A 12162-nucleotide genomic window follows, 5' to 3' on the forward strand; every position below is an offset into this window, starting at 1 on the left:
GGTCGTTCTGACTGTCATCCATCAATATGGCGTGGCTCCTGCAGAGGGAGTCACGCCATTGCTATGTTAAGCAATGTCAATGGCGCACAGTCATCATGGGGTGCTGTGTAAACAGAGTGAAAAGAAGTATAACAATACTTGCAAAACGATGGTGTTGGGCAGAATCTTTGTATTTTTGCCGATGAAATGGAAACACAAACATATCATACAGGCATTGCCCTGACACTGCTCACACTACTGTTGGCAGTGGTGGAAAGTCATGCAGAAGAGGCTGACAGCTGTAGCCATCAGCGCCAACTGGTAGTGGTCGATATGGAAACGGGTGTTCCGCTGCGCAACGTGGAGGTATCTACCGACGACGGACAGCACATGCGCACACCGTGGAATGGTGTGTTCTGTCTGTGCAATGGTTATAAAAGAGTTGATCTGGCTTGCCCCAACTATCAGAGTCGCTATCTATTTCCCGACGAGGTGAAAGGCGACACCATCGGACTGTTGCCCAATCTTAATGCCCTGCGCGAAGTGATAGTCTATGGGCATCGGCGCGACAAAACGGCAGCCATCAATGCCCATCTCAACAAGGTGGATGCTCAGTTGATGCAGAAAATACCTGTCGGTTTCAATCCTTTGGCATTGGTGGGATGGGCCATCGGCAAGATAGTTGGTCCGAAGGGACCTTCCAAAGCTGAGCGCCAACGGCAGAAGCAGCAGGCTCTGCTCGATAATTATTAACCCACCTTCGGGTGTCTAAAGCGTAAAGAGCAGGTGGTGGATGGATATGAAGAATGGCAAAAAATGGAATGTGGATTTTGCAAAATGGCAATTGACCAACTGATATATATTAATAATGTGTAAAGATGAGCTACAAACGGATAACTTTTTGTTACCACATCTGACACTTTCAAATATTTTTTTCTACCTTTGCATCAGAATTTAACTAACATATATAAAAATATAAAAGAATATGGTAAATTACAAAGACCTCGGCCTCGTAAACACTCGTGAGATGTTTAAGCGTGCCGTTGCTGGCGGTTATGCTATCCCAGCATTCAATTTCAACACTATGGAGCAGATGCAGGCTATCGTACAGGCTGCTGTTGAAACAAAGTCTCCAGTTATCATGCAGGTTTCTAAAGGTGCACGTAACTATGCTAACGGAACTATCCTCCGCAACTTGGCTAAGGGTGCTGTAGAGTATGCAAAGGAACTCGGTTGCGAGCATCCTGAGATTGTGCTCCACCTCGACCACGGAGACACTTTCGAGCTCTGCAAGGATTGTATCGACAATGGCTTCTCTTCTGTAATGATCGACGGTTCATCACTGCCTTACGAGGAGAACGTTGCTTTGGCCAAGAAGGTTGTTGAATATGCACATCAGTTTGATGTAACTGTTGAGGCTGAGCTCGGCGTACTTGCTGGTGTTGAGGATGATGTAGTTGCTGCTGAGTCACACTATACCAAACCTGAGGAAGTTATCGACTTCGCTACACGTACTGGTTGCGATTCACTCGCTATCTCTATCGGTACTTCACACGGTGCTCACAAGTTTACTCCAGAGCAGTGCACGCTCGTGAACGGTGTGCTCGTTCCACCGCCACTCGCATTCGACGTACTCGCTGAGATCGAGAAGAAACTCCCCGGATTCCCCATCGTTCTCCACGGTTCTTCATCAGTTCCTATGGAAGAGGTTAACACTATCAATAAGTACGGTGGTCACCTTGAGGCTGCTATCGGTATTCCTGAGGATCAGCTCCGTCAGGCTGCTAAGTCTGCTGTTTGCAAGATCAACATCGACTCAGACTCTCGTCTTGCCATGACTGCTGCTATCCGCAAGCACTTAGCTGAGCATCCTGGAGATTTCGATCCACGTCAGTATCTGAAGCCTGCTCGTGAGAACATGAAGAAGATGTACATCCACAAGATTGTGAATGTGCTCGGTTCTGATGGCAAACTGGCTCAGTGCTAAGTCTATTCATCGCGTAAGCGATAGATAACAATACTATAAATCACTCTGTTGTCCGATGGACGGCAGAGTGATTTTCTTTCTGTCAGGCTAATCAGTGGATGCGGTTTGTCAAAGAGGCAGTTAGCGCTTATCTTTTCTGTTTCTTCACTCTGGCTTTGTAAGATCGCAGCGAGTCTTCTCCTACGCATAGTATTTGTGCTATGTCTTTGTTGGAGTAGCCCATGTGAGAGAGTGTTTCAAAAAACTGAAGTTTGGGTGAAAGGGTGTTGTATTCCTTTTCTTGTTGTTCCACAAAGGTTGGTTCTGTCATGCGGTAATACTCCATAAATGCCATGAAGTCTTGTTTATGCCATAGCGCAGTGTTGCCACCCTGCATGATTTCATCGTAGCGTTGTTTGCCTTTAGCCAACAGTTGCGACTGTTCGGTGCGTAGCATTTCCATTTCCTTATGCAGGTGTTTAAGGTCTTTTGCCGATTGTTCCGATGATTGTTGCAGGCTTCTGAGGATTTCCTGATTCGACAATGCTTCGTTTTTGTGGTGGCTAATCTCTTTTCGATAGTGTCTGCGTCGCACAGTATAAATGGCAATGCCGATACAGATAGTTACTATGAGTCCACAGCAGATGGCAATCAGCATGTGGCGTTCTTCGCGTGCTTCTTGCACCACATACTCCTGCTCCAACATGTTTTGTATCTCTTTGATACTGTCTCGTTGCTCGATTATCGCCATGCTATCCTTCAGTGCAATAATCCGTTTTGCCACTTGGTGGGCTTCGTGCTCTCGGTCATGTTCATTCAGATATTGGTGCTGTTGCTGTAGTATTTCTATTTGGAAACTGATGTCTGGTGAGTTTAGAGATTTATTCCATAGTGTCATCGCTTTATCTACGTCACCTGCTTTGTAATATATATTAGCCATAAACCCATAGATTTTCGGCTCTTCTTCAATGTGCAATGCTTCATTGTAGAACGAAATAGCCTTCTTTGGGTTAATTTTTTCCAGAAATCTTCCCATATTCCCCAAGAAACTAATTCTGATTGATGAGACAAGGTATTTGGTGAGTGGAGTAGCTTGGTTAATATAATAGCAGGCGCTGTCAATGTTGTTTTGATCAAGATGAATGTCTATTAATCCTGTCAAGGCAGCAGATTTCCAAATATTGTTGTTTATCTTATTGGAAATCTCTAACATCTTTTTTAAGTACTTTTCTGCTTCCTTTTTGTTATTGGCTGCAAGATTGAAATAGCTGAGGTTATTATATATTTTCAAGTTCAGTATGTCATGATGCAGAGTCTTAGCAACTAATTCTGCTTTCTTTTCAAGGTATATAGCTTCTTTTTTCTTCCCTTGCAAATATAAGATACCACTCTTGTAGTGGTATGCATTGGCCAACTTTTTAAGGTCTTTGTTTTGCTCATAGTAATTGATGGAAAAGCTGATAATAGAATCATTTTTAATCTTTTCTTCTTTTTGCCACATGATTTCTGTCTTCATCAAATTATAATAGGCAGAGTCTGATGTGGACTTTATGGATGTTGGGTCAATGCTATTAAATATGTTGCTTGCAGAGTCAAGAAGATCTCGGTCGAGAAGTTCCTCTACTAATTGTAGATTATGGCAAGGTTTATTTTGACACCCTGCGTGGCAGCAAATCACAATTATAATGAATATGTATTTGATGGTTTTTTGAATGTTCATAATACTCTTAATGTGCTTCAAAGGTAAAGAATTTTATGGGATAATACAAATAAAACGTAGAATTTTTTATTGTTGGTAGCGTCGCTTTGTTGACTAAAACTCTTGTAATCAGTATGATAAGATATTTTATAAATGTTGCGGTAAAAATGTTAAAACGGTATTACCTTCTTTTGATAGCAAATAATGAAGTAAATTTGCAATGCAAACTTTTATGAAGAATAGATGATATCGTAGTTATAATAACAGCGATATTCTATATGGTTTAATATTAAATATAAAAATGTTTTTTATGAAAAAGATTGGTATTATGATGTTGCTTTGCATGCTGGCGATAGGTGTGCAGGCACAGGAAGAGCGTTGTCCACTGCATTATGAAGGTTCGTTCTCTATGGGAGCATCTTCCAAAGATTTGTCTTTTATGGGTGCAAACATTGATTTGGGCTATTCCCCCGTCAATCGGTTGTCTATCCATGCACTGGCACATTCCGATTTCTTTATCCCCAAACTTGGTGCAACCAAAGACTATAACAATGCCGTTAACTTAGGAGGCGGTATCGGCTATCAGTTGCTCAACAACAAGAATTGGCGTATGGGAACACTCGAACTCCGAGGAACACTGACTACATCGTTGGGAAGTTCTACGTATAAGAATACTTCGTATGGTGTGGGACTGTATTTCTATAAACATTCCAATGCACAGCGCTTCCAACCAGTTATTGGTATAGGCTTTAATGCCAGAAACTTCCATGGTAATGTGCCAAACTTCTATGGCCCTTACGTATCGTTGGGCATTCGCTTCTGATGCTGTGATATTTGCGCTCTGTAATGCGCATTAGACCATGATAGGAGGTGGCTGTCGTCAGACAACGCCTCCTCTTTTATTTCTTATTGTCTTAGGTACTGAGGCTCGGAAAAACTCAAATAGATTTGGTTTTTCACTCACTTAATCGTACCTTTGACGTATTGCATCTTAGGTACTCACGTTCGAGAAAGCAAAAAGAAAACGAGTTTTCTTTTGTTTTCTTCTCACTTAATCGTACCTTTGGTCCTATGGACCTTAGGTACTCACGCTCGGAAATGAAAATAAAAGCGAGCATTTATTTTGCATTTCACTCACTTAATCGTACCTTTGCAAACATGAAATCATTAAGAGAACTATACCGAATAGGTAAGGGTCCATCGAGTAGTCATACGATGGGACCACAGAAGGCTGCGCAAATCTTTGCCAGTCATCATGGCGACGCCTATTCTTTCGAGGTGACACTCTATGGCAGTCTGGCTGCTACGGGACGTGGCCACATGACCGATGTGGCTATCAAAGAAGTGCTTGAACCCATCGCTCCGTTGCAGTTGGAATGGCAACCGCAGGTATTTCTGCCGTTCCATCCTAATGGAATGAAGTTCGTGGCACGCGACGCGAACAATAATATAATAGATGAGTGGATCTGCTATAGCGTGGGAGGCGGTGCTCTTTCAGAAGGCGAACATCCAAGTTGGTTTGCTGATCAAAGTGAAGTGTATGAGCTGAATACCATGGCTGAGATTCAACAATGGTGCGAGAAAAGTGGTCGCAACTATTGGGAATATGTCGGCGAATGTGAGGATGAGGGCATCTGGGACTATCTTGCTGAAGTTTGGAAAGCCATGCAGGAGAGTGTGGAGCGCGGCATCGACCACGAAGGCGTATTGCCCGGTCCGTTGCATCTGCCTCGCAAAGGTCCTACCTACTATGTGAAAGCCAGCGGTTATAAACAGTCGTTGCAAACCCGTGCCTTGGTTTATGCCTATGCACTGTCGGTAAGCGAGGAGAATGCTTCAGGTGGTACCATCGTTACTGCCCCCACTTGCGGATCGTGTGGCGTATTGCCTGCCGTGCTCTATCACTTGTCTCGCGGTCATAAGTTTAGCGATATTCGTATTCTCCACGCTTTGGCTACTGCCGGTATCTTTGGCAATGTGGTGAAACGCAATGCTTCTATCTCTGGTGCCGATGTAGGTTGTCAGGGCGAAGTAGGTGTGGCGTGTGCCATGGCATCTGCCGCTGCTTGTCAATTGTTTGGTGGTAGTCCGTCGCAGGTGGAGTATGCAGCCGAGATGGGATTGGAGCATCACCTTGGAATGACATGCGATCCGGTGTGCGGTCTGGTGCAGATTCCATGTATTGAACGCAATGCTTTCGCAGCTACCCGTGCTCTCGATGCCAACCTTTACGCTGCTTTGTCAGACGGTAGCCACCGTGTTTCGTTCGATCGTGTAGTGAAGGTGATGAAGCAGACCGGTCACGACCTGCCGTCGCTCTATAAGGAGACGAGTGAAGGCGGCCTTGCCCGTGCCTATCAGCAGCATCTCGACAAGAAGAAACAACAGTAATAATACGACAAACAGTCTATCAACAAAAGCGTCCCCGATACCTTGTGAAGTATCGAGGACGCTTTCGCTATTCTCGTGATTTATTTTGTAGGCATGTCGGCATGTATTGTCTCCACAGAACCCGTAACGGGGTTAAGGGTCATGTGGGTGACATAGCGTTTGAAGAGTGAGCCGCTGCGCAGTTCTACAAAACCAAACTGTGCGGCATAGAGGTTGAACGATGCCAACTGATGGTCTTCGCGCAACAGGGTAAACTTGATTCTTCCGGGTACGTTGACAAAGAATCCACCGTCCTTTTTATTCTCAGGAATATCATATTTCTGTAGCGTGGTATGGTGCTCATCTTCAATGTTCATGTAGTAGGGGATGCCCGACAGATCGTCTTTATCTACCAGACCGATCTTCTTGTTGAGGCGGAAAACAACTTCGCGCTTCACTTCTTTCTCCGGACAAATCGTGATAACCTGCTCTACAGTATCGCGTGTAGTGGTGCCAAGAAACATCGACATGAGTGCTTCGCGCTCTTTGTCGAGCTGGTCAATCATCAGTTGCAACTGATCTTTATCGGTCGGCACGTCTTCCGCCTCACCGCTGATGAGCATTTGACGATGGTTTTGTATCTCAAGAATCTGCTGCACGGTCAGTTCAGCCATCTTTGCCACACTACCTGCCGACAATACTTCGGCACTGAGATACTGTTTGGAATCGACAGGCGCCTTGCGTGGCGCAGGTTTGAAAGGCTCTTTCACTTTCACTTTAGCCGGTTCGGCATTGACCGCCTGAAGCACACCGTCGTCGCTCAACTTCACTTCTGCAGTAGCACTCTTGCCTTTCAGCATGACGGTATAACACTTTGATGTGTCGCGAACACCAACAGGTGTGAGTCCGTAACTGACGATGCTGTGGGTCACTTCCTCTTCCTGTGCAATGCCAGAGAGACGTAGAAATTTCTCCGCATATTTACAAAATTCGCCCGGCTTGTAGGTCTTTTTCTCAACCAGCAGATTGAGTTGAAACACCGTTTTGGGTAGGAAATATACCACACCCTCAGGAGTTCTTCCGGGTTTCAAAGGTGTTGATACCGCCTGTGCCATGGTGATGATGCTCACGAAGAGCAAGGGCAGTGTGAGTATGTACTTCTTCATATTAGTCAATAGTTGTTATGTTTTTATTCTTTTAATCTTTTGAATGCTCGAGGCAGATAGTCGATGATATCGCTTGCCGTGAGGCTCTCTTCTCCCAAGTCGCGTGCAGCGAGGTCGCCAGCCAGTCCGTGGAGATACACACCCACAATACAAGCATGTTGAGGCTCATAGCCACGTGCCAATAGTGCGGTAATGATTCCGGTGAGCACATCGCCACTTCCAGCAGTTGCCATCCCCGCATTACCTGTCGAATTGAAACGTATATGTCCGTCGGGCATGCAGATGGCGGTATATCTTCCCTTTACGATGACATAGCCATGCAGTCGTTCTGCCAGTTGGTGAGCTTTGGTTAGTCGTTCAAAGCTATCCATCGATGCACCTTCCAGTCGGTCGAGTTCCTTGGCGTGTGGGGTGAGTATGATGCCTTTGGGCAGCTGTTGCTTCCATGCGCGATGACTTGCCAGGATATTGATGGCATCTGCGTCAGCCACAATGGGGCAGGTGGCGCGTCGCAACTGTGCGATGAATGGTATGGCAGTAGCTTCGTTTTGTCCTATACCAGGTCCAATGCCCAGTGCTTGGAAGTTTTCTGTATCTACCGCTTCAGTGATGATAGTTTCTTCATGGTCGAGCTGCAACACCGCTTCGGGCACTGCCACTTGCATGATCTGACAGTTCTTGCGTGGAGTATGAACCGTCACTTTTCCAGCGCCAGCACGCAGACATGCCTTGGTAGCGAGTATGGCAGCACCTGCCATGCCGTAACTTCCAGCCATAATCAGTGCGTGTCCCATCTGTCCCTTGTGGGCGAAAGGATTGCGATCTTTCAACAATGGCCTGACATCAGACTCTTCGATGACGGTGTAGTTGGCATCTATTTTACTGATACCCTCCTGACTCAGTCGAATGTCGAGTGTTCGCAATCGGCCGATAAACTGTTGGTTTTCAGGGAAGAGAAACGAGAGTTTGGGTTGTTGCAGCGTCAGTGTGACCGATGCCCTGATGATGTTAGAGCTGACATTGTAGGTATTGTCTTCACTCATCAAGCCAGAAGGCATGTCGATAGCCACGACCTCAGCCGGCGAAGCATTGATGTATTTCACCAGTGAGGCAAATCCACCCGCCAGCGGTTTGTTGAGTCCCGACCCGAAAAGTCCGTCGATGACAAGCATTCCCTTCTCCAGTTGTGGCGGGTCAAACTCTTGTGTTACCTCTACAAATTTCTTGATGTGCTTACATTCCTGCCCTCTCCGTTTGTTGATCAGACAGTCGGGCGATAGTCTGCCTCTGATGTTGAAGAGAAAAACAGCCACTTGATACCCTTGCTCGCCGAGGAGTCGTGCCACGGCAAGCGCATCACCGCCGTTGTTGCCAGGGCCGGCAAAAACGACAACTTTCACTGAGCTGTCCCATGTATTGGCAATGGTTCTTGCCAATGTGGAAGCTGCTCTTTCCATCAGATCGATACTCTGAATGGGCTCATGCTCAATGGTATATCGGTCAAGCTCACGAATCTGAGCGCTTGTAAATATCTTCATTTCACTGCAAAATTAGCAAAAATATAGTAATATATAGTCATACTTTGCTGAAAATTTAGTAATTTTGCAAGAAATTTTATATTCCTTATATATGGGAGTCGTAAAGATCAAGGACAAAACATTCGAGACATCGATATCAGAATCGCAAATCAAACAACGCCTCAAGGAGCTCGGCAGCCAGATCAGTGCCGACCTGAAGGATGACAATCCGCTGTTTATGGCGGTGCTCAACGGAGCGTTTATATTTGCCGCTGACCTATTGCGCGAGGTGACGATTCCCTGTGAAGTGACCTTTGTCAAGGTGGCAAGCTATGAAGGTACAGCCTCTACTGGTAAGGTGAAGCAGTTGATCGGTGTGAACCAAGACCTCACCGGACGCACAGTGGTTATTGTGGAAGACATCATCGAGAGCGGTCTGACCATGCGCAGCATCCTCAACGAACTGTACAACCGCCATGCCGAGCGTGTGTTGATATGTACGCTGACGATGAAACCCGACCGCTTGCAGGAGCAGCTCGATATTAACTATGTGGCATTCACCATCCCCAACGACTTCATTGTGGGCTATGGTTTGGATTATGACCAGCAAGGTCGTCAGTTGAAGGAAATTTACAAAGTAAAGACAGATAACGAGTAAGGATAAACTTTTTAATTTTATTTGGAAAAGAAATGAAGAATATTGTAATCTTCGGAGCTCCTGGCTCCGGTAAAGGAACACAGAGCGATTTGCTCATCGAGAAGTATGGCTTGGGTCATATCTCTACTGGCGATGTGCTTCGCAACGAGATTAAAAACGGAACAGAGTTGGGCAAGACCGCTCAAAGCTATATTGAAAAGGGTGCGTTGATTCCCGACGATCTGATGATTAGCATCCTTGCCAATGTGTATGACTCATTTGGCAAAGATCACGCCGGAGTAATCTTCGACGGTTTCCCCCGCACCATTCCACAAGCTGAAGCACTGAAGAAAATGCTTGATGAGCGTGGCCACAAGGTAGCTGCCATGATTGAACTCGACGTGCCCGAAGAGGAGTTGATGACTCGACTCATCAAGCGCGGAAAGGAAAGTGGTCGTGCCGACGACAACGAGGAGACTATCAAGAAGCGCCTCGTAGTATATCATTCACAGACCATGCCCCTCGTAGAGTGGTATAAGAAGGAAGGCCTTCACCACCACATCGACGGACTTGGCACTCTGGATCGCATCTTCGGCGACATCCAGAAAGTAATCGATAATCTTTAATACGACTGATATGCCGGAAAGCAATTTCGTTGACTATGTGAAAATCTGTTGCCGTTCGGGTAAAGGCGGACGTGGGTCTATGCACCTGCGCCATGTGAAATACAACCCTAACGGCGGCCCCGACGGGGGCGACGGAGGCAAGGGCGGAAGCATCATTCTGCGTGGCAACCACAACTATTGGACGTTGTTACACCTGAGATACGAGCGCCATATCTTCGCCGAACACGGCGGTAATGGCGGTCGCGACAAGTGTCACGGCACCGACGGCAAGGATATCTACATCGACGTGCCCTGTGGCACGGTGGTCTATAATGCTGAAACCGGCAAATATGTCTGCGATGTAACCTACGACGGACAAGAGGTGATGCTCCTTAAAGGCGGTCGCGGCGGATTGGGTAACTATCAGTTCCGATCAGCCACCAACCAGGCTCCGCGCTATGCGCAGCCCGGTGAACCGATGCAGGAAATGACTGTGATCCTCGAACTGAAATTGTTGGCAGATGTCGGCCTTGTCGGTTTTCCCAATGCCGGAAAATCCACACTGGTCTCAGCCTTGTCGAATGCCCGTCCGAAGATAGCCAATTATCCCTTCACCACGATGGAGCCCAGCCTCGGTATCGTGGGCTATCGCGACCACAAATCGTTTGTGATGGCAGATATTCCCGGTATCATTGAGGGAGCCAGCGAAGGCAAAGGACTCGGTTTGCGATTCCTCCGCCACATTGAGCGCAACTCACTATTGCTCTTTATGGTGCCTGGCGATACCGACGATATCAAGCGCGAATACGAGATACTGCTCAATGAATTGCGGCAGTTTAATCCCGATTTGATCGATAAGCACCGTGTGCTGGCGGTCACCAAGTGTGATTTGCTCGACGAGGAACTGATCGACATGTTGCGTGAGACTCTGCCCGACGATCTCCCCGTGGTATTCATATCGGCTGTTGCCAACCAAGGTCTTGACGAGCTCAAAGATGTGCTTTGGGCAGAACTCAACGACGAAAGCAATAAGTTGGCTACTGCCATCGGTGAAGAGAATATCGTACACCGCGACAAGGATATGTCGATGTTTGCACAGGAAATGGCGGATGAGGGCGAAGATGAAGATATCATCTACCTCGACGACGACGACCTTGAGAATGTTGACGACCTTGAAGATTTTGAATACGAAGATGAAGAATAATCTGCCCCAGTGGCACGATTACGATATGGGAAACGGCGTGATTGCCTTCAGTACCACCAGAAAAGGTGGATGCAGCGAGGGCAATTACGCTGCTTTTAATATCAATAGATATTGTGGCGACGACCCTGCCCACATCGAAGCCAACCGCACAGCGCTCTGCCAACGCCTTGGCATCGGTATGGCGCAACTCGTAGTGCCCCACCAGGTGCATGCTGCCGAGGTCAAACAGATAGGCCGCGACTTTACCGAACAGCCTGCTGTGGTGCGTGACGAACTGACAGACGGTTTCGATGCGGTGATGACCGATGTGCCGGGCATCTGTGTTGGCGTGTCAACAGCCGATTGCATTCCCGTGTTGATCTATGATGCGGCACACCATGCCGTATGTGCTGTCCATGCCGGATGGCGTGGCACCGTACAGCGTATTGTGGTCAAAGCCATTGAACGCATGCGTGCTGCTTACGGTACACAACCTTCAGAGCTTACCGCAGCAATAGGTCCTGGTATCAGTATCGACCATTTTGAAGTGGGCGATGAGGTCTATCAGCAGTTTGTTGATGCTGGCTTTGAGATGGAACCAATCAGCCGGCGATACCAGAAATGGCATATTGATCTGCCCGAATGTAATCGTCGCCAGTTGATTCAACTTGGTGTTGACCCTCAGCGCATCATCTCTTCAGGCATTTGCACTTATGCGCAGTCGGATATGTATTTCTCTGCGCGCCACCTTGGAATAGACAGTGGTAGGATATACAACGGCATCATGCTGACTCCCCATCGCGATTGACGGTGATGGGAGCATGCTGTTGCGATTGATATAGTCGGTTTCTGCGTGTGTTTTTGAGTATCATTGAAACCGCAAAGTATCAATCAATTACACCATTTGAAACGGTCTGTTTGCTTGCAAATTCAATGAATTTGCTGAGTAAAATCAATGAATTTGGTCTGCAATTTCAATGAATTTGCTGAGGAAAGTAAATTGATTTGCTGAGGAAAACAAATTGATTTGCTGAGGAAAG

11 protein-coding genes are annotated in these 12162 nt (G+C 46.7%); 8 read left to right on the forward strand and 3 right to left on the reverse strand.

Annotated features, from left to right (window positions below; translation table 11 throughout):
* Positions 1–186: 186 nt before the first annotated feature.
* Together CIK89_RS09855 and CIK89_RS09860 are read left to right on the forward strand one after the other, a co-directional pair.
* Complete coding sequence (locus CIK89_RS09855) at positions 187–732, forward strand: hypothetical protein (protein ID WP_094391189.1); 546 nt, start codon at positions 187–189, stop codon at positions 730–732.
* Between the two features lie 232 nt (positions 733–964).
* The gene (locus CIK89_RS09860; RefSeq protein WP_094391190.1) at positions 965–1966 is read left to right on the forward strand and encodes a class II fructose-bisphosphate aldolase; all 1002 of its coding nucleotides are present in this window, start codon (positions 965–967) and stop codon (positions 1964–1966) included.
* A gap of 127 nt (positions 1967–2093) precedes the next feature.
* On the opposite strand, the gene CIK89_RS09865 is transcribed toward CIK89_RS09860, so the two are convergent.
* Positions 2094–3461: a tetratricopeptide repeat protein gene (locus CIK89_RS09865; protein WP_094391191.1), complete on the reverse strand. Its 1368-nt coding sequence runs from the start codon at positions 3459–3461 to the stop codon at positions 2094–2096.
* A 493-nt stretch (positions 3462–3954) separates the two neighbouring features.
* On the opposite strand from CIK89_RS09865, the gene CIK89_RS09870 reads away from it, so the two are divergent.
* On the forward strand, positions 3955–4467 hold the full coding sequence (locus tag CIK89_RS09870; RefSeq protein WP_094391192.1) for a hypothetical protein: 513 nt from the start codon (positions 3955–3957) through the stop codon (positions 4465–4467).
* 335 nt (positions 4468–4802) lie between these two features.
* The gene (locus CIK89_RS09875; protein ID WP_094391193.1) at positions 4803–6035 is read left to right on the forward strand and encodes an L-serine ammonia-lyase; all 1233 of its coding nucleotides are present in this window, start codon (positions 4803–4805) and stop codon (positions 6033–6035) included.
* Between the two features lie 80 nt (positions 6036–6115).
* Here the strand turns inward: CIK89_RS09875 and CIK89_RS09880 are convergent, their stop codons facing one another.
* Together CIK89_RS09880 and CIK89_RS09885 are read right to left on the reverse strand one after the other, a co-directional pair.
* Entirely contained in the window at positions 6116–7180 is a 1065-nt protein-coding gene (locus CIK89_RS09880; protein ID WP_094391194.1) for a DUF4831 family protein, read from the reverse strand.
* Between the two features lie 23 nt (positions 7181–7203).
* Complete coding sequence (locus tag CIK89_RS09885; protein WP_094391195.1) at positions 7204–8718, reverse strand: NAD(P)H-hydrate dehydratase; 1515 nt, start codon at positions 8716–8718, stop codon at positions 7204–7206.
* Positions 8719–8809: 91 nt separating this feature from the next.
* Here CIK89_RS09885 and hpt point away from each other — a divergent pair, with 91 nt between their 5' ends.
* From hpt to pgeF, 4 genes are read left to right on the forward strand one after another with little or no spacing between them, the layout of a single operon-like run.
* Positions 8810–9355 carry a hypoxanthine phosphoribosyltransferase gene (gene hpt, locus CIK89_RS09890; RefSeq protein WP_094391196.1) on the forward strand — a complete coding sequence of 182 codons (546 nt, stop codon included), beginning with the start codon at positions 8810–8812 and terminating at the stop codon, positions 9353–9355.
* A gap of 32 nt (positions 9356–9387) precedes the next feature.
* Positions 9388–9960: an adenylate kinase gene (locus CIK89_RS09895; protein WP_094391197.1), complete on the forward strand. Its 573-nt coding sequence runs from the start codon at positions 9388–9390 to the stop codon at positions 9958–9960.
* Positions 9961–9970: 10 nt separating this feature from the next.
* On the forward strand, positions 9971–11143 hold the full coding sequence (gene obgE / locus CIK89_RS09900) for a GTPase ObgE (protein WP_094391198.1): 1173 nt from the start codon (positions 9971–9973) through the stop codon (positions 11141–11143).
* Positions 11133–11930 (forward strand): peptidoglycan editing factor PgeF, encoded by a 798-nt coding sequence (pgeF, locus tag CIK89_RS09905; protein ID WP_094391199.1) that lies wholly within the window; start codon positions 11133–11135, stop codon positions 11928–11930. Before obgE ends, pgeF begins: the two co-directional genes overlap by 11 nt.
* Positions 11931–12162: the final 232 nt, after the last annotated feature.

Source organism: Prevotella sp. P4-119, from assembly GCF_002251345.1.
GTDB lineage: Bacteria > Bacteroidota > Bacteroidia > Bacteroidales > Bacteroidaceae > Prevotella.